This is a genomic window from Chitinimonas viridis (assembly GCF_030409555.1).
GTDB classification, from domain to species: domain Bacteria; phylum Pseudomonadota; class Gammaproteobacteria; order Burkholderiales; family Chitinimonadaceae; genus Chitinimonas; species Chitinimonas viridis.
On the sequence record NZ_JAUFPU010000019.1, the window covers coordinates 287,583 to 309,587 of the forward strand.

The window sequence follows — 22,005 nt, forward strand, 5'->3', positions numbered from 1 at the left end:
GAATCCACTATCCGCTTATAGTTCTTATCGCTTCTGCTTATGCCAGCGCAGCCACCACCGCGTCGCCCATGCCCGAGCAGCTCACCTTTTGCGTGCCGGCTTCATAGATGTCCGCCGTACGGTAACCCTGGCGCAGCACGGTCTGCACGGCAGTCTCGATACGCTTGGCGATGTCTTCACGCGCAAAGGTATAACGCATCATCATGGCCAGGCTCAGGATGGTGGCGAGCGGGTTGGCGACATTCTTGCCGGCGATATCAGGGGCCGAGCCATGGCAAGGCTCATACAGGCCCTTGTTGTTGGCATCCAGCGAGGCGCTGGGCAACATGCCGATGGAACCGGTCAGCATGGAGGCTTCGTCACTGAGGATATCGCCAAAGATATTGCCGGTGACGATCACGTCAAACTGCTTGGGGTTGCGCACCAGCTGCATGGCAGCGTTGTCGACATACATATGGCTGAGTTCGACATCCGGATATTGCTTGGCCACGTCGATGATGATTTCCTTCCAGAATTCGGTGCATTCCAGCACATTGGCCTTATCCACCGAGCAGAGTTTCTTGTTGCGTTTCTGGGCAATCTCGAACGCCACCTTGGCGATGCGGCGTATCTCCGATTCGCTGTAGCGCATGGTATTGAAACCTTCGCGCTCGCCCGCATCGTTCACATGGATGCCGCGTGGCTGGCCAAAGTAGATATCCCCGGTCAGCTCGCGCACGATCATGATATCCAGCCCTGCCACCACTTCTGGCTTGAGGGTGGATGCGCCTGCCAGTTCTGGGTACAGCATGGCGGGGCGCAGGTTGCCAAACAGGCCCAGATCCTTGCGGATGGCCAGCAAGCCACGCTCCGGGCGCTTATCGCGCGGCAAGGTGTCGTACTGCGGGCCGCCCACGGCACCCAGCAGAATCGCATCGGCAGTGCGGACGACATCACGCGTCGCTTCCGGGTAGGGCTCGCCATACTGGTCGTAGGCAGCGCCGCCCAACGGTACGGTCACCGTCTCCACAGCCAGGCCGTCGGCCTTGAGTTTTTCCAGCACACGTACTGCCTGCGCAACGATTTCGGGGCCGATGCCGTCACCGGGGAGTATGGCGATTTTCATGGGTTCAACTTTCGTAGCAGATGGATGGTCCAGGCCGTGATTCAAGCGCTGGCAAAGCTCGGTTTTTCAGTTAGGGGGCAACGACAGCCGATTGCGGGCATCGGTTCGCCGAGCGCCCGCCATCGCTCATGGCTGTTGTGCTGCCAGTGCGCCATCTTGCGTCAGGTAACCCTGCGCAACGCGGTAGCAATCTTCGATATGGTTATTCCCCAGGCGGGCGACCACCCGGTAGCTGATGGTGGCTGCCACCGCCTGGCCTGCCAGGGGTACAAAGCGCACTAGCGTCTTGCCCAGCAATTTGGTGCCCACCTTGGCCAGCAGCAGCTTGGCCAACTGCTTGGTCACCAGCTTGCCTATCAGCTCACTGCCCAGGCGGCCGGCGGCCAGCATCACATACTTGCGGGTTGCAGGGTCCAGCTGCCCTATCTGGGTGTGCGACAGGCCAAAACGCGCGCTGATATTCTCCAGTAGCTCGGAGAACACCATGACGTCCGCCACCATATCCATGCCTGGCACGGGAATGACGGCCGCACCGGCAGAGAGTCGCGCCCGGCTACGAACCAGTGCGTGGCAATCCGCCCGTATCTGGTCCAGCTGTGTCTGATTGACTGGCAGCATCGTTATCCTCCTGTACTACGGCTTGGGCTCGCTGGTCAGGCGATCTACCAGCAATTTTTCGCAACACTTGAATCCTATCCAGCAAGCCAGTGCCAGATAGGAAAGCGCTATCAACTCCAGCAACTGCTGCAATGCGCCATCGCCTACCACTTGCCAGCCGTGCTCCCAGAACAACTCCAGGTTGGCACGCAGCAGGATGACCAGATTGAGCGAACTGGCGCCGAAGCCCAGAAAGCATAGCCCCATCAGCACAAAGGTCAGCCCGCCATGCCGCTGCAACCGGCCCAGTAAACCGGCTCGCAAGCGACCAAAGGCTGAACCCAGGGGCATACCCGGTCTCAGGAGAACAGCCAGGGCTGCTCTACGCGGCGTTGGGCTTCAAATGCCTTGATCTTGTCGGCGTGATTCAGGGTCAGGCCGATTTCATCCAGGCCATTCAGCAGGCAATGCTTGCGGTGGGCGGTAACATCGAAGCCGAAGGATGCGCCCGATGGCGTGGTCACGGTTTGGGCAGCCAGATCGACAGTGAGGCGGTAGCCTTCGCTGGCAGCCGTCTCTTGGAACAACTGATCCACCACCTCAGCCGGCAGCACGATGGGTAGCAGGCCATTCTTGTAGCAGTTGTTGAAGAAGATATCGGCAAACGAAGGGGCGATCACAACCCGAAAGCCGTGGTCGTCCAGCGCCCAGGGGGCATGTTCGCGCGAGCTGCCGCAACCGAAGTTCTCGCGGGCCAGCAGCACCTGGGCACCCTGATAGCGCGGAAAGTTGAGCACGAAGTCCGGGTTCACTGTCCGCTTGCTGTTGTCCATACCCGGTTCACCATGGTCCAGGTAGCGCCATTCATCAAACAGGTTAGGGCCAAAGCCCGAGCGTTTGATGGATTTGAGGAACTGCTTGGGAATGATGGCGTCGGTATCGACGTTGGCCCTATCCAGTGGGCAGACCAGACCTTGCAGTGTGGTAAAAGCTTGCATGTTCTCTCTCGGTGACGAAAGCCCTTGCGGGCCAGGCAGCGGCCTTAGTTGGCAGCCCTCTCGATGGCTTCGCCACCCTTCTTGATATCTTTACCCAACCCCTGCATGGTATTGCAGGCTGTCAGTTGCATCGCAGCGATCAGGGCCAGGGCAAAGAAAGCAAATCGTTTCATGGTCTGTTCTCCGGGTTTGCTATGGTGTTTCGTCCGCCACGATCAGGCAAAAGTTCTGACGTCGACAAAATGACCCGCAATTGCCGCGGCGGCCGCCATTTCGGGGCTGACCAGATGCGTGCGCCCACCCTGCCCCTGCCTACCCTCGAAATTGCGGTTGGAGGTCGAAGCGCAGCGCTCACCAGGCTCCAGCCTGTCGGCATTCATGGCCAGGCACATCGAGCAACCGGGTTCACGCCATTCAAAGCCCGCCTCGACAAAGACTTTATCCAAGCCCTCGGCCTCGGCCTGCGCCTTGACCAGACCCGAGCCCGGCACGACCAGCACGGCTTTCACATTGGCGGCCTTCTTGTGGCCGCGCGCAACGGCTGCGGCGGCTCGCAAGTCCTCGATCCGGCTATTGGTGCAGGAGCCGATGAACACCTTGTCAACCGGGATCTCGCTGATGGGCGTATTGGCCTGCAAGCCCATATAAGCCAGCGCACGCTCCATGCCGCTCTTGCGGGTGGGATCAGTCTCATTGGCGGGGTCGGGTACCCGGTCTGCCACCGTCACCACCATCTCGGGCGATGTACCCCAGGTAACTTGCGGTGCAATGCTGCCCGCATCCAGTTCGACCAAAGCATCGAAACTGGCGCCCTCGTCCGACACCAGCGTACGCCAGTGCGCTACAGCCTGATCCCACACCTCACCCTTGGGCGAGAACGGACGGCCCTGCAGATAGTCGATGGTGATCTGGTCCACGGCCACCATGCCAGCCCTGGCGCCGGCTTCAATGGCCATATTGCAGAGCGTCATGCGGCCTTCCATGCTCAGGGCACGGATGGCAGCGCCGCCGAATTCGATGGCGTAGCCTGTGCCGCCGGCCGTGCCGATACGGCCTATCACCGCCAGGGCAATATCCTTGGCGGTGACGCCACGGCCCAGCTGGCCGTCCACGCGCACCAGCATGGCCTTGGATTTCTTGGCGGTCAGCGTCTGGGTTGCCATGACATGCTCGACCTCGGATGTGCCGATGCCGTGTGCCAGGCAGGCGAATGCGCCATGGGTGGAAGTGTGCGAGTCGCCGCAAACCACGGTCATGCCCGGTAGCGTGGCACCATTCTCCGGCCCCACCACATGCACGATGCCCTGGCGTTGATCCTTGAACGGAAAATAAGCCAGCGCGCCGACCTCCCGGATATTGGCGTCCAGCGTCTCAACCTGCTGGCGCGAGATGGGATCCTTGATGCCCTCGTCCCAGTGATCGGTCGGCGTGTTGTGATCCGCTGTGGCGACGATGGACGAGATACGCCATGGTTTACGGCCAGCCAACTTGAGGCCTTCAAATGCCTGGGGGCTGGTGACTTCGTGGACTAGGTGGCGATCAATGTAGAGCAGCACGGTGCCGTCGGCTTCCTCGTGCACTACATGGCTATGCCAGAGCTTGTCGTATAGGGTTTGCGCCATAGTCTTTACAACCGGGTTGCGTCGGGGGATGTCGAACTTATCACGCAGCGGCGCGCACCGGCAACCGGGGGCGGGGAATATGCAAATGACGAAGCAGGCCGGTCATCCAGGCGTCAAACCCGTCAGGTGGAGCAAAAACTCCATTTGATGCGGTATTGGCGAGGCTTGGCTCTCAGGGTTTGCCGCTAAGTTGAGGCCACGCCATGCGCAGGTAGTAACCCATGGACCACAGTGTCAGCAAGGCGGCAATCACCAGGCAGGCCGTGCCCAGCTGCTGGGTCGGGATGCCAGGTATGAAGTTCTCGTGCAGCAGCAACACGGTGATGGCCACCATCTGCGCCGCCGTTTTGAATTTGCCGACCAAAGAAACCGCCACGCTCTTGCTGGAGCCCAGCTGGGCCATCCACTCCCGCAATGCCGAGATGGTGATTTCCCGGCCGATGATGATGGCGGCCAGCCAGGCCTCGGCACGATCCAGCTGCACCAGCAGTATCAGTGCGGCCGCCACCATCAGCTTGTCGGCCACTGGGTCGAGAAAGGCGCCGAAAGCGGACAGCTGGTTCCATTTGCGCGCCAGATAGCCATCAAACCAGTCGGTAATACCGGCAAGCATGAACAAGGCGGCTCCGCAAAGGTTCTTGCCTAGGGGAGAAAGCCAGGCGTCGGGTAGGTAATACACGCCGAGTATGAGCGGGATCATCAGTATCCGCGCCCAGGTGAGCAGATTAGGGAGATTGAGGGGCATGAAGCCAGCTAAGCCGATGGAAGTAGTGGTTGTAATGTCAGTGTAGTGCTTGGTAGATTTTTTCAGCGAGTGCGCGATTGATGCCTTCAACCTGGCACAGCTCGTCCACACTGGCGGCCTTGACGCCCTGCAGCCCGCCGAAGCGCGTCAGTAGCTTCTGGCGGCGCTTGGCGCCTATGCCGTCTATCTCCTCCAGGCTGGATGATACCCTTGCCTTGCCTCTGCGGGCACGATGACCTGTAATGGCGAAGCGGTGTGCCTCGTCACGTATGGTCTGTATCAGGTGCAAGGCGGCGGAATCGCGGGGCAGATGCAGCACTTGACCACTCGATGGGATGACCAGCTGCTCCAGGCCAGGCTTGCGCGTTTCGCCTTTGGCTACGCCCACCAGCAAGGCGTCCTGCAGCCCCACCTCCTCGATCACTTCCACCGCGACCGATATCTGCCCCTTGCCACCGTCTATCAATATCACATCGGGTGCCACCCCTTCGCCAGCAGCAATCTTCTCATACCGGCGGGTCAGCACCTGGCGCATGGCGGCGTAATCATCACCTGGCGTGATGCCGTTGATGTTGTAGTGCCGGTACTCCTTGGGCTGCATGCCCAGCTTGTCGTACACCACGCAGGATGCCACCGTCGCCTCACCCATGGTGTGGCTGATATCAAAGCATTCGATACGTTGTGCGCTGTCAGGCAGGCTCAGCGCCTCCTGCAAGGCCTGTATGCGCCCCAACTGGGTGGATTCAAGCGACAGGCGCTGGCTGATGGCCAGCCTGGCATTCTTCAGTGCCATCTCCAGCCACACCCGGCGCTCCGCGATGGGATTGGTCACCAGCGCGATCTTGCGGCCGGCCTGGGCGGCAAGCAGCTCGGCCAGTGTCCCGAACTCATCCGTGCCGTTACAGACGATGACGGGTGGGATGCTGCGGTCCAGATAATGCTGCGCCAGAAACGCTTCCAGCGCGCTTTGCACCTCATAGTCCTCGCCGTGGCTGGGGAATAGTGACTTGTCGCCGACATGGCGGCCGCCACGCACCATGACCAGGTTCACGCAGACCATACCCTCCTCGGCCGCACACGCCACGATATCCACATCTGTCTCGCTGGCATTGCTGGAGACGAACTGCTTTTCCTGCACTTTGGCCAAGCTCTGTATCTGGTCGCGGTAGGCGGCGGCAGACTCAAACTGCCAGGCCGCTGCGGCATCGCGCATCTTCTCGTCCAGGGCATTGAGCAGATCATGGGTCTTGCCCTGCAGAAACTGCGCTGCATGGCTAAGGTCGCGCTTGTAGTCCTCGGCGGATATCTCGCCAGTACAGGGGCCGCTGCAGCGCTTGATCTGGAACAACAGGCAGGGTCGGGCACGGTGCTCGAACACGCTGTCTTCGCAGGTGCGCAGCTTGAATACCTTCTGCAGCAGCTGGATGCTTTCGCGCACCGCGTAACCACTGGGGAATGGCCCAAAATACTGATTCTGTTTATCCAGCGCACCACGGTAATAGGCCAGGCGCGGGTAGGCATGCCCGGTCAACACCAGATAGGGGTAGCTCTTGTCGTCGCGAAACAGAATGTTGTAGCGCGGCGCCAGCGCCTTGATCAGATTATTTTCCAGTATCAGCGCCTCCCCTTCCGAGCGAACCACCGTGGTCTGTATATCAGCCACCTGGGTCAGCATCAGCTTGATGCGGGGAGATTGATCGTTTTTCTGAAAATAGCTCGATACCCGTCGCTTGAGGTCTATGGCCTTGCCGACATAAAGCACATCGCCCTTGGCCGACAGAAAGCGATACACGCCCGGCAAGCCTGGCAGCGAGGAAAGAATGGGCTTGGGGTCGAATGCCGACATGGCCGCCGTATTAACGCAGGTTGCGCTTATTGCGGGCTGGCGGGAACAGGCGCCGATGCCGGCACCACTGCCGCCGGCGCAGGTGCTGCAGATGCCGGCGTGATGGCCTGGGGCGCCGCCTCCGGGTCATCCTCGGGGGGCGTTGCTGCTGGTTCGGCAGGCGGGGTAACCGGTGGCTGCACAGGCGTGGTTGCTATGGGCAGCGGCTTGCTGTCCAGTATCTGGAAGAACACTTCGTCTTGCCGCACCATGCCCAGCTCATTGCGCGCGCGCTCCTCTATGGCGTCCGTGCCTGTCTTCAGGTCACGTACTTCCGCATTCATGGCATCGTTGCGCGACTGCAGCTTGGTGTTCTGTTGCTTCTGCTCGGCCAGCTGGGTTTCTATCTGCCAGACCTTCAGCCATGAGCCCTTCCCTATCCAGAGTGGCCACTGGAGCAGGACAATACAGGCGGCAAGGATCACGGCAAGAATACGCATGGGCGCGATTGTAAGGTGGGATAGGCCGATGCAGCAAAACAAAACAGGGACGCAGCTGCGTCCCTGTTCAGTATTACCGTGTCAAAACCAACCGGAATGCTTACTTCTTGATCTGGTAAAACGCCGCGCGGCCAGGATAGTAGGCAGCATCGCCGAGTTCCTCTTCGATGCGCAGCAACTGGTTGTACTTGGCCATGCGATCCGAACGGCTGAGCGAGCCGGTCTTGATCTGCATGCAGTTGGTGGCAACCGCCAGGTCCGCAATAGTGCTGTCTTCGGTTTCGCCCGAGCGATGCGACATCACTGAGGTATAGCGATGGCGCTTGGCCAGGTCTACGGCCTGCAGGGTTTCGGTCAGCGAGCCGATCTGGTTGACCTTGATCAGGATGGAATTGCAGATGCCGCGCTCTATGCCCTGGGCCAGTATCTTGGCATTGGTCACGAACAGGTCATCACCCACCAGTTGTACCCGGTCACCCAGGCGGTCGGTCAGCAGCTTCCAGCCATCCCAGTCGCGCTCGCCCATGCCGTCCTCAATCGACAGGATGGGGTAGTTGTTGACCAGGCTTTCCAGGTAATCAACCATCTGGGCCGAGCTCAACTCGCGCTTGTCGCTCTTCTTGAAGACGTATTTGCCCGTGGCCTTGTCGTAAAACTCCGATGCGGCACAGTCCAGCGCAATGCAGATATCCTTGCCAAATACATAGCCAGCCTTTTCAACGGCGGCACGTATCATGTCCAGCGCTTCCTCGGCATTGGCCACATCAGGGGCAAAGCCGCCTTCATCGCCGACCTGCGTAGGCAGATGCTTGTCGTGCAGTATCTTCTTGAGGGTGTGGAATACCTCGGCACCGTAGCGCATGGCTTCACGGAATGTCGGTGCGCCCACCGGGACGATCATCAGCTCTTGGAAATCCAGGCTGTTGTTGGCGTGCTCGCCGCCGTTGATGACGTTCATCATGGGCACTGGCAGCGCCATGGGGCCAGAGCCGCCAACATAGCGGTACAACGGCAGGCCGGCTTCTTCGGCTGCGGCCTTGGCCACGGCCATCGAAACGGCCAGGATGGCGTTGGCGCCCAGGCGCCCCTTGTCCTCGGTGCCATCCAACTCCAGCATGGTGCGGTCGATAAAGGCCTGCTCTGACGCATCCAGGCCGATGATGGCTTCGCAGATCTCGGTGTTGATATGCTCAACAGCCTTCAGTACGCCCTTGCCCAGATAGCGGCTCTTGTCGCCGTCACGCAGCTCAAGCGCTTCGCGCTCGCCGGTAGAGGCGCCGCTCGGCACGGCAGCACGGCCCATGACGCCGCTTTCCAGCAGCACATCAGCTTCAACAGTCGGATTACCGCGCGAGTCGAGGATTTCGCGGGCGATGACTTCTACGATTGCACTCATCGGTGTTTCCTTGATGCGATTTGGGGAATTCGATTCAGGTGATCTTGGCCGAACAAGCTGTCTGTAATCAAGCAGGACCCGCTTACGATCTTGTAAGCCGGCAAAGTTGGCGACACAGCATGCGCCCTGACCACCTGTGTTGTCGGAAGCTACCCGACCTACAAGGTGTTCTCGTGCAGCGGCTGGCGCTTGACCAGACCGTCCAGCTCCTTGAGCACCGCCAGCAACTCCTTCATGCGCGGCAGCGGCCAGGCATTGGGGCCGTCAGACATGGCGCAGGCCGGATTGGGGTGGGTTTCCATGAACAGGCCGGAAATCCCGACTGCCACCGCCGCACGGGCCAGTACCGGCACGAATTCACGCTGGCCGCCCGACTTGTCGCCCTGCCCGCCAGGCAACTGTACCGAATGGGTGGCATCGAACACCACCGGGCAACCGGTATCGCGCATGATGGCCAGGCTGCGCATATCCGAGACCAGGTTGTTGTAGCCAAAGCTGACGCCACGCTCGCATGCCATGAAATTGTCCTCGGGCAGGCCAGCGTCACGTGCCGCTTCACGGGCCTTGTCCATGACATTCTTCATGTCGCCCGGCGCCAGAAACTGGCCCTTCTTGATATTCACCGGCTTGCCGCTCTGGGCGCAGGCACGGATGAAATCAGTCTGGCGGCAGAGAAACGCCGGAGTCTGCAAGACGTCCACTACAGCCGCGACAGGCTGAATCTGGTCGATCTCATGAATGTCAGTCAGCACCGGCACGCCAATCTGCTCACGCACCTTGGCCAGAATGCGCAGACCTTCATCCATGCCAGTGCCACGGAAGGACTTGCCGCTGGAGCGGTTGGCCTTGTCGAAGCTGGACTTGTAGATAAAGGGAATGCCCAGTTCGCTGGTGATTTCCTTGAGCGTGCCTGCGGTATCCAGGGAGAACTGCTCACCCTCGATCACACAGGGGCCAGCTATCAGAAAGAAAGGCTTGTCCAGTCCGATTTCGAAGCCGCAAAGTTTCATGGACTACTCCGTTAGGGGTGAGGCGTGAGGAGCGGTGCGGGATATTGTCCCGCCCACCACACCCCACCCCTCACGGGGTTGATCAGCAGCTCAGACCTTCACGGCCGTGCTCACGGGCGTAAGCAATTGCTGCTTCCACATAGGCCTTGAACATGGGATGACCATCGCGTGGCGTCGAGGTGAATTCCGGGTGGAACTGGCAACCAAAGAACCAGCGATGACCAGGCAACTCTATGGTCTCGCACAGATGATTGGGGTCAGTGGAACGGCCGCTGACCTTCAGCCCTGCGGCTTCAAGGCGCGGCAGGTAGTGGTTGTTCACTTCATAGCGATGGCGATGACGCTCGACTATGCGGACTGCACCATAGACGGTTGCGGCGAGCGAACCGGCTTCCAGATCGCATTCCTGGCTGCCCAGACGCATGGTGCCGCCCATATTGGAATTCTCGTCACGGACTTCCACCTTGCCATCGTGATTGACCCACTCGTCTATCAGCGCCACCACCGGGAACGGCGTTTCCAGTGTGAATTCAGTGGAGTTGGCATCAGGCATGTCCGCCTTGTGGCGGGCATACTCGATCAGCGCCAGTTGCATGCCCAGGCAGATACCCAGATAAGGCACGTTGTTCTCACGGGCATACTGCACCGCACGTATCTTGCCCTCCACGCCGCGCTTGCCAAAGCCGCCTGGCACCAGGATCGCATCCATGTTCTTGATTTGATCCAGATTGCCGCCCTCGAGCTCTTCCGAATCCACATAGTGGATCTTCACTTCGCTCTCGGTATGAATGCCGGCATGCTTGAGCGCTTCAATCAGCGATTTGTAGCTCTCTGTCAGATCCACATACTTGCCGACCATGGCGATGTTGACAGTCTGCTTGGGATTGTCGATCGCATTGACGATACGATCCCACAAGGCCAGGTCGGCCTTGGGCAGATCCAGCTGCAACTGCTTGGCAATGATGTCATCTATGCCCTGCTCGCTCAGCACGCGCGGAATCTTGTAGATGCTGTCCATGTCCGGGCAGGACACCACAGCTTTCTCGGCCACATTGGTGAACAAGGCGATCTTGCGCTTTTCTTCTTCCGGCACCATGCGGTCTGCGCGGCAGATCAGCACATCCGGCTGAATGCCGATCTCACGCAGCTCCTTGACACTATGCTGGGTAGGCTTGGTCTTGATCTCGCCTGCGGCCGCAATATAAGGCACGTAGGAGAGGTGGACGAAGCAGGTGTTCTCACGCCCCAGGATGACGCCCATCTGACGGATGGCTTCCAGGAAAGGCAGGGATTCGATATCACCCACCGTACCGCCTACTTCGATCACGGCCAGTTCGGCATCGCCCGCACCCTGATCAATGAACAGGCGAATTTCATCGGTGATATGGGGAATGACCTGAACGGTCTTGCCCAGATAGTCGCCACGGCGCTCACGCTTGATCACCGACTCGTAAATCTGGCCGGTGGTGAAGTTGTTGGCCTTCTTCATCTTGGCGTGGATGAAGCGCTCGTAGTGGCCGAGGTCGAGGTCAGTCTCGGCGCCGTCTTCGGTTACGAAGACTTCACCGTGCTGCATGGGGGACATGGTGCCCGGATCCACGTTGATATAGGGATCGAGCTTCATCATCGTGACCTTCAGGCCACGTGATTCGAGGATAGCCGCAAGCGACGCGGCGGCGATGCCTTTCCCCAGAGAGGAGACAACGCCGCCGGTAACGAAGATGAACTTGGTCATGGCTGAAAACGCACAGTGGTAATTCCGTATTCTACTCCGATCGACCCCTCCCCCTCAATCCGGATGAACGTAATTCCTTGGTTTTACCGATAATTAATTGAGCCAAGGCTCAGCGCGTCCAGGCGGCCACCCATTCATCCAGATGATCCTCCAGCATCCATTCATCCAGTATGTGCTGGCGCAGGGCGTCACCGCGTCGCGCCAACTCGTCCATATCAGACAAATGCTCGCGTATGGCCTTGATCCAGTCCGCATGGCGGTTCTTCAGCCGGGTGACCGGGAAACCACCCTGGTAAGGCACGATATCGGTGCAAATGACCGGCCAACCCAGAATGCCGTATTCCAGCAAGCGTAGATTGGACTTGGCCTCATTGAAGGGATTCATCTCCAGCGGCGCCAGCGCCAGATCAAGGTTCAGGCTGGCCAGCTTGGCCGGGTAATGTTCAAACGGCACACCCCCATGCACCTCAGCCACAAAAGGACGGACGGCATCAGGGCACAGGCCGAAGAATATCCAGTCCACCTCATTGGCCAACTCCTTCACCACCGAGACGATCAACTCCAGATCTCCCGTGTGCCCTACCCCGCCAGCCCAACCCACCCTGGGCTTGCGGCCCTGTCGGCGCAATGAAGTCAGATTACCCCAGACGGGAGCCTCCAGCCGATTCTTCACTACCCGGATGTCGTCGCACATATCGCGATATGCTTCCTGCAGTGGCTCGGTCGATACCACAAAGCGGTCTGCCAGGCGTACCCCTCGTCCGAACCGGGCGGCAATGTCCTTGGGAATCTGCGCCTTGTGAACGCTCTTGGTCGGCACGTGGGTAATCAGATCGTCGATCTCATAGATCAGCAGCGGCCGCGCAAACTTGCTGTAGGTCTCCAGGATGGAGAGCTGCTCATCGGATGTCTGGCGCTGGAACACCAGACCATCCAGTTCAATGCGCTCCAGATCGGTCACGCTGAAATGCTGCTGGTGTATGCGCCCCCATAACTTGCCGTGGCGGGTAGCCGTACGGGCCGGCATGATCAGCCTATAGTTGCCGCAGCCCATGCGATCTGCCGGCAACACCACCACGCGTTTGAGTGGCCGCCAGGGCAAGGTATCCCACACCAGATTGACGCTGGGGTGCATATGGAACGGCTCCACCTCCAGCAGCAGATTGGGGTTGTAATTCGGGTCTCGTGCCAGCTGCGGCAACCAGTCCCGGTACAAGGCCTCCTGCTCGGCCGATCTTTGCTCCGCACCTGCCGCGAACAAGGCTGCCGCATTGCCGTCGCAAATCAGATTGACAAAGGGCGTCCACAAAGACTGCAGGCCCTGCTGCGCTAGGCGCAGACAAAGCTCCAGCTCGGCATCCTGGCTGTATTGCGCGGTGTTGAAGCCCCCCACCGCATAAAACACATTGCGCCGTATCGCAATACAGCCGCCCCGCAATGCGGAGACATTCTGCGGCAGGTGGGCCCGGCCCATGTAGCCGGCAAAATCCAGCGCAACCTGGGTATAGGCCGGCTCGGCCGGGCCGTTATAACCCAGCACCCTGGCTGTTTCCCTGACCTTGCCCTGGCTGTCAAACAGGCGCGGCGCCACTGCACCGATCTCCTGCCGCAAGGCCAGGCCGGTCAGCTGGCTCAACCAATCGGCGTCCAGCACGGCGATATCTGGCTGCAGCATGACCAGGACCTCGCCCTGGCTGGCATCCGCCAAAGCGTGATACAGCACCGGCAACGACTGCAGGTCCGGTGAGGTAAAGACCTTGAGCCGCGGATCGTTCAGCGCATCCAGCTCATTCAGCCAGGCCACCATGGCCGGGTCTTGGGATCCATTATCCAGTAGCAGCAGCTCGTAGTTGGCATGGCTGGTCTGGCTGACCAGCGATTCCACCGCTCGCCGCACCTTGTCAAACTGGTCACGTACCGGCAATAGCAAAGACACCAGCACGTCCACCGGGGCGGCGTAGTCCAGCCTGAAACTACCGGGGAAGTAGCCGGGGCGTATGCTGGCGGGCAGTTGGCAGCGATCTATATGCTGCTGCAGGGCCTCCCGCGCACGCGCTATCAAGACCTCGGAGTCTGCGCGGACATGGCCACCGTCCTCTGCCCTGTGATACAGCACGTCAGCCAGGTGGCCTATAGCCGGTGCGCCAAAACGTTCAAATGCACGCAATACCAGGTCGGATTCCTCCACACCCGCCAGCGCCGCATTGAACCCACCCAATTCCTTGAATGGCTGGGCTCGCACCAGTAGCAGTCCACCGATATAGGGCTGGGCACGCAGCAGGTCCAGATTGATATCGGGCTTGAACTGGGGGTGGCTGTAGTGGCCATCCACACCCAGGCGGTCCTCGTCTGTGTAGAGTACCTGCCAGGCCGCATGGCGATGGCTGGCTTCCATGGCAAACAGCAAGGCGTGGGCTGCCAGCTCGTCGCCCGCATCCAGCGTGCATATCCAATCAGCCGTAGAAGCAGATGCCGCCATATTGCAGGCAGCCACAGGCTCGCCGCTGATGCGCCCCCAGCGAAACCGCTCACCCAATGGCAAGCCCCCAGGCGCGTCGCGGTCCGACAGTACGGTGATGATTACGTTGTAATACAGCTGGGCAGACAGCGACTGTATGCTGCGTATCAAGCGCTTTTCGCAGTTGCCCAGGGCATAGAGGAAAACCTCCACGCTGGGATGAGATGGCCAGCTGGCCATATGTGACTCGAACAGCTTGGCCTCGATATCGCTGAGCGCATGGCGCTTCAGCCAAAGCTCGTAGCCGTCTTCTTCCGTACTGGCCGTCGTGCGGCGGTAGTCGACCAGATCGCGGTCCGATGCGCCAGGCGCAGCAATCACCGTCAAGGTCTTGGCCGTCAGCTCACGCCGCTCCTGCGGGGTGGCATTGCTGAGGCTGAAACGCCCCAGACCCACATCACATGCCTCGGTATCGGTCTCGGCCTTGCGAGCCTCATCCTGCAAGCGCGCATCGGCCTGGAATGTCAGGCTGGTCAGGCACAAATCCATGCTGTGGAGCAGTCTTGCCAGCTCCTTCCGGGTCCAGGGCCGTGGGGCGGCCAGCTGTTCAGGTTCATCCACCGGCCACCGGCCTTCAGCCAGCTCTGCCAACAGCAGCACGTTGCGTGCATTGGGCACGCTCAGATGCAATCGGGCCTTGGGTGTCAGCAAGGGGCGTAATTGCTTGAACCAGCCCCAGGGGTTGGTTAGGCGGGCAAACTGGTCGCCAAACAGCAGCAAATCGGCCGCGCCCGGTTGCAGGGGTAAATCGCCGGGCACACCCTCATGCCAAGGACCAAAGGGCTCGTGGTTCAACGCCCAGGCGGCACGGCCCAGATTGTCCAGCCGTACGGTCAGCACCTGCCCTGCACGCTGCGCTTCGGTGCAGACATCCCTACCGCGCCAGTCGCCGCCGACAAACTCAATGGCTGTCGCAACCACCTGGGCCTCGGCCGCCCATTGCTGCCTAAGTGCGTCGCGCGACTGTAAGCTGGCCGGCGCGTGTTGCTCGAATTGTCGTTGCCAGGGCTGTTGCAGCAAGTCTCGGGCATCAGTCACCGGCTCCGCCTGCGTCAAGCGCCAAAGCCTTCCCATCAGCTCGGCCACGCGGTGGGTGGCCTGGCCATCGGCAGCCGCATTCAAGCGGGGAGCAAAGGCCGCCATGGCGGCCAGCTTCCCGGTGCGCCAGCCGGGTTGATCCAGCAATCGGCTGATGTTGTCTGCCAGCTCCGCCTGCGGGCTGACCACCACACCCGCCTCTGCCGGCAGGCCTGGCCCATAGAGTGCAGCCGAGTCGGTCAGCAGGTTGATGGCGGGCACCCCCGCCATGATGGCCTCCACCAGCAGGCCGGAGTTCACCGCCACCACTAGGTCCGCCGCCAGCAATGCCTGTACCGGCTCGGCATTGCTATAGGTCCAGTGCTGGTGATCCACGCCGTGGCGGGCCGCAATGTCGGCCAGCGCATCGGCGCTGTGGCTACCGGTAGCCGGCCTATCCTTAATTACGCAGTGATACCGTCCACGTATCTGCTTGATCGCCCTGAAGAACGCCGACACGCTCCAGGCGTACAGGTCTTGCCGCATGCTGGCCGAATGCGGAGCCGACCAGGTTGTGGCAAACAGGACGATAGGCTTGTCACTGACTGCAATGCCCAGTGATTCGCACAGCAGGCGCCTATGCTCGGCGCGCTGTCCGCGCTCGGCATGCAGGCGGTCAAACTGCGGCAGGCCGGTTTCAATCAGGCGATCCGGGGCATAGCCACCGCATTCATAGTCTTCACGGGCAATCGGGCCAGAGATGGCCATCCAGTCGGCGTTCTGCTGCTGGTGCATGCCGAAAGGGAAAAAGGTCGATGGATTGTGCTCCAGATGCAGACTGGGCACGTCCCGCGCCTTGGCCCACAGCACGGCCGTCTTGGCCATGGCCATGTAGTCCTCGTTGACCACCAGCAAGCCAACCGGGTACTGCGCCGCCACGGCATCCAGCTCACGCACCAGCTGCTGCAGCCAGCCCAGCATGGCATCGCTGGCCTGGGCTTCCAGCGCGGCCGCGATACCTGGTTGATGCAGATAAGCTGCATGCTCGGCCTCATAAGCCGCCCATTGCCTGGCTTGCTCCGGCCCAAAGGCCTCATCGCGCATGCGCCGGCCAGCCTGTATGCCTGCGTGGGGAATCTCCTCGGGCAGGATATGAATGGCGGCACCATGCTTGTTGAGCACCTCACGCAACTGCAACGTGGCGAACTGCGCCACGGTGACGATTACATGAGGTTCACGCCCCGCCAGATAGCGGTCGAGCACGGCGGCATTTTTGTCCCACACCAGCCAGATCAGGGCAGCACGGCCTGCTTGCTTGGGCTCAGTCATGCGCGGTTTCCTTGAAGGCGCGATAGTGCTCCTTGAGCAGATCGGGCAAGAGGTAGTAATCATATGCGGGCGCCAGATTCACGCCCCGATAGGTCAGCGCCTGGCCCAAACCAGCTTGCTGGTGCCAGTCCAATGTGGTTTTCAGTGCCAGTTGGTCCAATACCTGTTGCCTGCGCCAACGTAACAGATCATGCCGGGGGGTGTCGCCCAGCCAGCTGATATCGGGCAGTTCCGCATCAGTGCGCGGGTTGGCGCTGCAGCCATCAGCCCAGCACAAAAACAGAAAATAGCGGTTACGGTAATGGCCCAGGTGGTTGTCCAGCCGTTTCTGCCAGTCACGCGGCGGCTCCTGCACCAGCCAGTTTTCCAGATCGTCGAGAAAGGATGCAAAACGTGCGTCCTCGCTACGCCATGACAGCCAGCGCAACCAGAGCGGGCGCCAGCGGCCGGGCGTATCAGCCAACTGGGCAAAACCCTGCGTACCAGGCGGCAGCCATTGCCGTATCGCGAATTCCATATTCACTGCTCCATCAGGTGCGCACAAACTCATCGCGCAGCAGGCCAAATTCCACCACATCCAGCCAGGCGCCACGTTTGTAGACGGCTTGGCGCCGTAGGCCTTCCTGCTGCATGCCCAGCTTGCGGGCAAGCGCCAGCATGGCCTGGTTGTCGGCAAAGGTACCGCAATGAATGCGATGCAGATTGAGATTGTCAAAGCCATGGGCCACGATCAGCCTGGCAGCCTCCAGGCCATAACCCAGGCCCCATGCCGTGCGGTCGCCCAGCAGCACTGCAAACTCGGCACTGCGGTTGGCAGCCTGCAGGGCTTGCAGGCTGATATTGCCGATATGGCGGCCATCGTCGCGCACCACCATGGCCAAGGTCAGCACATCGCGCGTTTGCCGGCTGCGGGCGATGAACTCACGCGCCATCTCACGGCTGTAGGGCCAGACGCCATGGCTGTTGCCGGCGCAGACCAGAGGGTCGTTCAGCCAGCCAGGGTAAGGGCCGTCCGCATCAGCGTCGCACAAGGCCCGCAGGTCCAGCCGACTACCTTGCAACAGAGGAGTCATCACGCCCCCTCTACCCTGAGGCTGTTCAATTGTCCGAACACCTTGCGAAAGGCCACTATCAGCTGTGCCAGATCGCCATCCGTCCATCCGGCATGTACCAGATCACCGGTCAGCAGTTCACTGATATGCATCCGTTCCGTTACCGGGCAGAGTACCGCATGATAGTCGGGCAGGCGCCCCTCCGCTCTGGCCAACGAGAACGGAAAACCCTCAGACCCCATGGCGATGCCTTTGCGGTACATCGGTTGCCAGTAGATGGGCTTGACGTAGCCCTCGCCGAGCGGAAAACCTTCGGCCCGCATGGCAGCGGCAACCCGGGCGCGCGGCACACCGGTTGCGGCTGCCGCATAGTGCATGGGGAATACATACCAACCGTGTGCGATGCCCGTCTCCACGCGCGGCATGGTCAAACCAGGCAGATCCGCCAGTTCGCGCATCAGGGTAGCGGCATTGTCCTGCCTGCGCTTGAGCAGTTGCGGCAGCTTCTTGAGCTGCTCGGCCGCAATCGCCGCCTCGATCTCCGTCATGCGGTAGTTGAAACCGATCAGGTTGACCAGCTCCTCGGGCGCGATATCAGGCGATTTCTGCTGTACCACCACCTCGGCATGGTTGCGTATCAGTTGCAACCGCTCTGCCAGTCTGGCGTCCTGGGTGGTCACCACGCCACCTTCGCCGCTATGGATGGTCTTGTGGTAGTTGAGGCTGAAGACAGTCATGTCTGCCTCGCCACCTACCACCCTGCCATCACGGCTGGCGCCTGGCCCTTGGGCATTGTCCTCTATCACGGTAATGCCTAGCGGCTTTGCCAGCGCCTTGATGGCGGCGATATCGGCAGGGTAGCCGAACAGGTCGACCACGATGATGGCGCGGGTACGGGGTGTGATGAGCGGCCGTATGGTCTCGGGCGTCAGGCAGAAGGTCTGCGGATCGATATCGGCAAATACCGGTATGCCGCCATACACCACGGCCGCCACGGCAGATGCGCTCATGGTATAGGCCGACACGATGACCTCGTCGCCGGGCCCGACACCCGCTGCACCAACGGCGGCAAACAGGCCTGAGGTCGCAGAGTTGAGGCTGACAGCGTACTTGACCTGGAAATACTGCTCCCAGGCGCGCTCCAGTGCCTGCACCCTAGGCCCGCCGAAGAAATCGGGCGACCAGGTTCCCAGGAATTGCGACAGCACACCGCTATCGAGCACCGCGTTGACGGCGCTGCGCTCTTCATCCCCCAGGGTGTGATAGGTGGGGGGCGCCTCACGGCGCACCGGCTCGCCACCCAGCAATGCGAGTCTGTTTTGCATGTACCTGCCCTGTCTTTGGCTATTTGTTGAGTAGGCCCGGAAGCCCCCCGGCATACCCTTGTGAGTACCTACCCCCGCCCTGGCAAGCCCGCATGGCCAGGTGGTAGTTTGCTACCCTCGCACAAGCAATTCCAGTACCAGCTTACCTAGACGCTCAGTGGCCTGTCCATCGGGCAACGGCGCCGAGGAAGGTGGCAGCCAGTCGAGCCAGCCAGCCAGCTGCATGGCAAAGTCGGCACGGCGGGTTACCGCCGTACTCCAGCCGTGCCGGTTGGCGGGCAGCACATCCGGCCCTATCAGGCCAGGCTGATAGCTCATTACCGACTTGCCCAGCAGGCAGGCCTCCTGCAGCAGCATGGAATTCATGCCCAGCACGCCATCGGCGGCCAGCACCCAATCCCGCCCATTGTCGCCCTCGGCCAGCTTGGCCCAGGCATGCGGCGCCAGGCGCGAGCGCCAATCAGACATGCACTCACGCGGGTGGGGCCTGACCCAAACCTGCGTGTGCCTTGTCAGCGTCGGTATCGCGGCCACCAGGTCTGCCCAGACATCGGCTTCGCAGTAACCGACAACCTGGCGTGCCGCAGCCTCGCTCCCATAAAGCGCCGCCAGTGGCTGTGAGACAAACAAAAGCGTTCGGGATTGTCCTGCCTGCTGATCATCACGCAGGGCTTGTCGCCGTGCCGGTGTAAACGCCTGCAGCAGCGCCGGCAAGGCATCCAGGGCAGGTTGGCCGGTGATGTGTATCTGGGGTGCCCCCAGGGCGTGGAGCTCTGCGGCGCTGGCCACATCCATCACCGCCAGGTGCTCTGGCCAGACCCAGTCCAGGCTGGATTGGAAGCGCAGCGGGTAGTTGGACCAGAAATCCAGCAGGGCCAGGCTGGTCAGCCCACTGAGTCGAGCGTGCTGCCACAGCCGCCGCTCCAGATCCACACCATTGGCCGAGGTTGCCGTCAGCATGAGTGCGGCCCCATGCCCGGCCAGCCAGGCAGCTGCATCGAAACCGTGCTCGGGCAGCGGCTCCACCTGCCAGCCCAATGCGGCCCACAAGGCGGGTGCCTGCCGATACCCCGCAGCATGGATGCGGCACCCCTGCTGTCTCAGCCACGCCAATGCAGGCGCCAAGGCATTGGCGCCACCAGGATCCCCGGCTACTGCCAATATCAGGGGCTCAGCCAAGCCTCACCTCAATGCCGCCCTGCTGCAGGCTGGCGATAGCGGCCTCCGCCAGCCGCAAAGCGGTCAAGCCGTCGCCTCCTTGGCAGAGTGCAGGTCGGCCTTGCTGTACCGCCTCGACCAGGTCATTGACGGCATGCAGCAGCACATCCTTCAGCAGATCATCCTGCCGCCCTTGCGGCAAGAGTTGCCGGTAGCCCGGGTAGTCCGGGCTCTCGCCGGCACGCCAGGACTCGAATACCTGGCCAGACTCGCTAAATCGCAGCCTGGCCTGGTCGGTAAAGACTTCCAGCTCAAAGCTGGCATAGTCGTGATGCGACAAGGCCTGCAGCCACCCCGTGGCACCACAGGCAAACACAAGCTGCACCGAGGGACTGGGGTCCTGCTCGTAGGCTGGCATGCCGCAATCCACGGCACGAACCGTCGCGATCTCGCCGGCTAGCAGCCGTGCCCAATCCAGCCAGTGGCTGCCATTGTGGGTAATGCCCTTGGTGTAATGCCCCTGCAAGGACAATACCTTGCCCCATTCGCCGCCGCGCAGGCGTGCGGCAATATGCTGCAGACGATGTGAATAACGCCGGCTGTAGTTCACTGCAAGTGCCACGCCTCGCTCACCAGCCAAGGCAAGCAGCACAGCCGCTTCGTCCGCCGTGAGCGCCAGGGGCTTTTCCACCAGCACGCCACGCACGCTGGCGCATTGCAGTACATCGCGCAACACTGCGGCATGGGTCGCATCCGGGCTGGCGATACTGACCAGGGCAGGCTGGCACTGCTGCAGCATGGATACATGGTCGGCATGGGCAGACACACCATAGGCCTGCGCTGCTTGCTCGCGAGCCGCCTCCACAGGGTCCGCCACGGCAAGCAGGCTTACGCCAGGGTGCCTGGCATACGCCGCCGCGTGATTGGCCACGCCCACGCGGGACGAGAGGCCGACAAAGCCGGTACCAATACGCCCACAACCTATCACCGCTGCCGACAGGCTCATGCCAGGCAGTCCCAGCTCAAGGGTGTGCCGCGCGGTAAGTCACGCCCCGCCCGGCGGCCCAGTACGACCTCCAGATGCTTGGGCGGCAGGCCCAGACCTGGGCGTATCGCACGCACATTGTCGGCGCTGAAAACCTCGCCAGCGGCGATATTCTCAACCACATACAACGAACGGCGATACACCAGCGATTTCTGCTCGGCACTGGTGGCACCGTACTGGACTTGGCCCATGGCCTGCCAGGCGCGCTCGGTTTCGAGCACCAGCGAGGCCAGCTCTGCGGGCTCCAGCGAGAAGGTAGCATCCACCCCGCCATCGGCACGGCGCAAGGTAAAATGCTTCTCCACCACGACTGCCCCCAACGCCACCGCCGCCACCGCCGCACCCACCCCCATGGTGTGATCGGACAACCCCACCTCGCAGCCGAACAGCTCGCGTAAATGGGGAATGGTACGCAGGTGGGTATTCTGCGGTGTCGCAGGATAGGTACTGGTGCATTTGAGCAGTACCAGGTCACGACATCCCGCCGCCCTTGCCTCGCGCACGCTCTCGTCCAGCTCTGCCACATTGGCCATGCCGGTGGAGATGATCATGGGCTTGCCAGTCGCAGCGACCTTGCGTATCAGCGGTATATCGGTGTTCTCGAAGCTGGCTATCTTGTAGGCCGGCACATCCAGCGTCTCCAGAAAATCCACCGCCGTCTCATCGAAAGGGGTGGAGAACGCCAGCATGCCCAAGGCCTTGGCCCGCTCAAAGATGGGCTGATGCCATTCCCAGGGGGTATAAGCCTCCTGGTACAGCTTGTAGAGCGACGTCCCGGCCCACAGGCTATTAGGGTCGCCAATATGGAACTCGCCCTGGTCCAGGTCCAGCGTCATGGTGTCGGGTGTGTAGGTTTGCAGCTTGAGCGCATGGGCGCCTGCCTGCGCTGCCGCCTCAACAATGGCCAGGGCACGCTCCAGCGACTGATTGTGATTGCCGCTCATCTCCGCGATCACAAACGGTGGCGCATCCCTGCCTATCTGGCGTGAACCTATCTTGAATCCGCTCATGGGTATTTGGCTCCGTGC

Annotated in this window: 19 protein-coding genes; all 19 read right to left on the bottom strand. The window is 61.2% G+C overall.

The window, feature by feature from the left end; translation table 11 throughout:
* Positions 1 to 37: 37 nt before the first annotated feature.
* A complete protein-coding gene (leuB, locus tag QWZ03_RS19890; protein WP_290334360.1) occupies positions 38 to 1,105 on the bottom strand; it encodes a 3-isopropylmalate dehydrogenase in 1,068 nt (355 codons plus the stop codon).
* A 126-nt stretch (positions 1,106 to 1,231) separates the two neighbouring features.
* The gene (locus QWZ03_RS19895) at positions 1,232 to 1,723 is read right to left on the bottom strand and encodes a hypothetical protein (protein WP_290334361.1); all 492 of its coding nucleotides are present in this window, start codon (positions 1,721 to 1,723) and stop codon (positions 1,232 to 1,234) included.
* 15 nt (positions 1,724 to 1,738) lie between these two features.
* Positions 1,739 to 2,053, bottom strand: a complete 315-nt coding sequence (locus tag QWZ03_RS19900) for a hypothetical protein (protein ID WP_284196033.1) — start codon at positions 2,051 to 2,053, stop codon at positions 1,739 to 1,741.
* Between the two features lie 8 nt (positions 2,054 to 2,061).
* Positions 2,062 to 2,700 (bottom strand): 3-isopropylmalate dehydratase small subunit, encoded by a 639-nt coding sequence (leuD, locus tag QWZ03_RS19905; RefSeq protein WP_290334362.1) that lies wholly within the window; start codon positions 2,698 to 2,700, stop codon positions 2,062 to 2,064.
* Positions 2,701 to 2,744: 44 nt separating this feature from the next.
* A complete protein-coding gene (locus QWZ03_RS19910) occupies positions 2,745 to 2,873 on the bottom strand; it encodes an entericidin A/B family lipoprotein (RefSeq protein ID WP_290334363.1) in 129 nt (42 codons plus the stop codon).
* A gap of 42 nt (positions 2,874 to 2,915) precedes the next feature.
* Complete coding sequence (gene leuC, locus QWZ03_RS19915) at positions 2,916 to 4,322, bottom strand: 3-isopropylmalate dehydratase large subunit (RefSeq protein WP_290334364.1); 1,407 nt, start codon at positions 4,320 to 4,322, stop codon at positions 2,916 to 2,918.
* 172 nt (positions 4,323 to 4,494) lie between these two features.
* Positions 4,495 to 5,067, bottom strand: a complete 573-nt coding sequence (pgsA, locus tag QWZ03_RS19920; protein WP_290334365.1) for a CDP-diacylglycerol--glycerol-3-phosphate 3-phosphatidyltransferase — start codon at positions 5,065 to 5,067, stop codon at positions 4,495 to 4,497.
* A gap of 37 nt (positions 5,068 to 5,104) precedes the next feature.
* A complete protein-coding gene (gene uvrC, locus QWZ03_RS19925) occupies positions 5,105 to 6,913 on the bottom strand; it encodes an excinuclease ABC subunit UvrC (protein ID WP_290334366.1) in 1,809 nt (602 codons plus the stop codon).
* Between the two features lie 26 nt (positions 6,914 to 6,939).
* Positions 6,940 to 7,392 carry a cell division protein FtsB gene (gene ftsB, locus QWZ03_RS19930; protein ID WP_290334367.1) on the bottom strand — a complete coding sequence of 151 codons (453 nt, stop codon included), beginning with the start codon at positions 7,390 to 7,392 and terminating at the stop codon, positions 6,940 to 6,942.
* Between the two features lie 100 nt (positions 7,393 to 7,492).
* On the bottom strand, positions 7,493 to 8,788 hold the full coding sequence (gene eno / locus QWZ03_RS19935; protein ID WP_290334368.1) for a phosphopyruvate hydratase: 1,296 nt from the start codon (positions 8,786 to 8,788) through the stop codon (positions 7,493 to 7,495).
* Positions 8,789 to 8,946: 158 nt separating this feature from the next.
* Positions 8,947 to 9,798, bottom strand: coding sequence for a 3-deoxy-8-phosphooctulonate synthase (gene kdsA, locus QWZ03_RS19940; protein WP_290334369.1), 852 nt, complete (start codon positions 9,796 to 9,798; stop codon positions 8,947 to 8,949).
* Between the two features lie 82 nt (positions 9,799 to 9,880).
* A complete protein-coding gene (gene pyrG, locus QWZ03_RS19945; RefSeq protein ID WP_290334370.1) occupies positions 9,881 to 11,533 on the bottom strand; it encodes a CTP synthase in 1,653 nt (550 codons plus the stop codon).
* Positions 11,534 to 11,642: 109 nt separating this feature from the next.
* A complete protein-coding gene (locus tag QWZ03_RS19950) occupies positions 11,643 to 16,397 on the bottom strand; it encodes a glycosyltransferase (protein WP_290334371.1) in 4,755 nt (1,584 codons plus the stop codon).
* A complete protein-coding gene (locus tag QWZ03_RS19955) occupies positions 16,390 to 16,914 on the bottom strand; it encodes a hypothetical protein (protein WP_290334373.1) in 525 nt (174 codons plus the stop codon). Before QWZ03_RS19955 ends, QWZ03_RS19950 begins: the two co-directional genes overlap by 8 nt.
* Before the next feature lie 13 nt (positions 16,915 to 16,927).
* On the bottom strand, positions 16,928 to 17,470 hold the full coding sequence (locus QWZ03_RS19960) for a GNAT family N-acetyltransferase (protein ID WP_290334374.1): 543 nt from the start codon (positions 17,468 to 17,470) through the stop codon (positions 16,928 to 16,930).
* A complete protein-coding gene (locus tag QWZ03_RS19965) occupies positions 17,470 to 18,774 on the bottom strand; it encodes a DegT/DnrJ/EryC1/StrS family aminotransferase (RefSeq protein WP_290334375.1) in 1,305 nt (434 codons plus the stop codon). Before QWZ03_RS19965 ends, QWZ03_RS19960 begins: the two co-directional genes overlap by 1 nt.
* Before the next feature lie 111 nt (positions 18,775 to 18,885).
* Positions 18,886 to 19,953 (bottom strand): glycosyltransferase family protein, encoded by a 1,068-nt coding sequence (locus tag QWZ03_RS19970; RefSeq protein WP_290334376.1) that lies wholly within the window; start codon positions 19,951 to 19,953, stop codon positions 18,886 to 18,888.
* Positions 19,946 to 20,938: a Gfo/Idh/MocA family protein gene (locus QWZ03_RS19975; RefSeq protein WP_290334377.1), complete on the bottom strand. Its 993-nt coding sequence runs from the start codon at positions 20,936 to 20,938 to the stop codon at positions 19,946 to 19,948. Before QWZ03_RS19975 ends, QWZ03_RS19970 begins: the two co-directional genes overlap by 8 nt.
* A complete protein-coding gene (gene pseI, locus QWZ03_RS19980; protein WP_284196048.1) occupies positions 20,935 to 21,987 on the bottom strand; it encodes a pseudaminic acid synthase in 1,053 nt (350 codons plus the stop codon). Before pseI ends, QWZ03_RS19975 begins: the two co-directional genes overlap by 4 nt.
* Positions 21,988 to 22,005: the final 18 nt, after the last annotated feature.

What these genes read in the sequence shown, in the direction of transcription:
- leuB (WP_290334360.1), bottom strand. Translation starts at nt 1,105, where the DNA reads ATGAAAATCGCCATACTCCCCGGTGACGGCATCGGCCCCGAAATCGTT.
- QWZ03_RS19895 (WP_290334361.1), bottom strand. Translation starts at nt 1,723, where the DNA reads ATGCTGCCAGTCAATCAGACACAGCTGGACCAGATACGGGCGGATTGC.
- QWZ03_RS19900 (WP_284196033.1), bottom strand. Translation starts at nt 2,053, where the DNA reads ATGCCCCTGGGTTCAGCCTTTGGTCGCTTGCGAGCCGGTTTACTGGGC.
- leuD (WP_290334362.1), bottom strand. Translation starts at nt 2,700, where the DNA reads ATGCAAGCTTTTACCACACTGCAAGGTCTGGTCTGCCCACTGGATAGG.
- QWZ03_RS19910 (WP_290334363.1), bottom strand. Translation starts at nt 2,873, where the DNA reads ATGAAACGATTTGCTTTCTTTGCCCTGGCCCTGATCGCTGCGATGCAA.
- leuC (WP_290334364.1), bottom strand. Translation starts at nt 4,322, where the DNA reads ATGGCGCAAACCCTATACGACAAGCTCTGGCATAGCCATGTAGTGCAC.
- pgsA (WP_290334365.1), bottom strand. Translation starts at nt 5,067, where the DNA reads ATGCCCCTCAATCTCCCTAATCTGCTCACCTGGGCGCGGATACTGATG.
- uvrC (WP_290334366.1), bottom strand. Translation starts at nt 6,913, where the DNA reads ATGTCGGCATTCGACCCCAAGCCCATTCTTTCCTCGCTGCCAGGCTTG.
- ftsB (WP_290334367.1), bottom strand. Translation starts at nt 7,392, where the DNA reads ATGCGTATTCTTGCCGTGATCCTTGCCGCCTGTATTGTCCTGCTCCAG.
- eno (WP_290334368.1), bottom strand. Translation starts at nt 8,788, where the DNA reads ATGAGTGCAATCGTAGAAGTCATCGCCCGCGAAATCCTCGACTCGCGC.
- kdsA (WP_290334369.1), bottom strand. Translation starts at nt 9,798, where the DNA reads ATGAAACTTTGCGGCTTCGAAATCGGACTGGACAAGCCTTTCTTTCTG.
- pyrG (WP_290334370.1), bottom strand. Translation starts at nt 11,533, where the DNA reads ATGACCAAGTTCATCTTCGTTACCGGCGGCGTTGTCTCCTCTCTGGGG.
- QWZ03_RS19950 (WP_290334371.1), bottom strand. Translation starts at nt 16,397, where the DNA reads ATGACTGAGCCCAAGCAAGCAGGCCGTGCTGCCCTGATCTGGCTGGTG.
- QWZ03_RS19955 (WP_290334373.1), bottom strand. Translation starts at nt 16,914, where the DNA reads ATGGAATTCGCGATACGGCAATGGCTGCCGCCTGGTACGCAGGGTTTT.
- QWZ03_RS19960 (WP_290334374.1), bottom strand. Translation starts at nt 17,470, where the DNA reads ATGACTCCTCTGTTGCAAGGTAGTCGGCTGGACCTGCGGGCCTTGTGC.
- QWZ03_RS19965 (WP_290334375.1), bottom strand. Translation starts at nt 18,774, where the DNA reads ATGCAAAACAGACTCGCATTGCTGGGTGGCGAGCCGGTGCGCCGTGAG.
- QWZ03_RS19975 (WP_290334377.1), bottom strand. Translation starts at nt 20,938, where the DNA reads ATGAGCCTGTCGGCAGCGGTGATAGGTTGTGGGCGTATTGGTACCGGC.
- pseI (WP_284196048.1), bottom strand. Translation starts at nt 21,987, where the DNA reads ATGAGCGGATTCAAGATAGGTTCACGCCAGATAGGCAGGGATGCGCCA.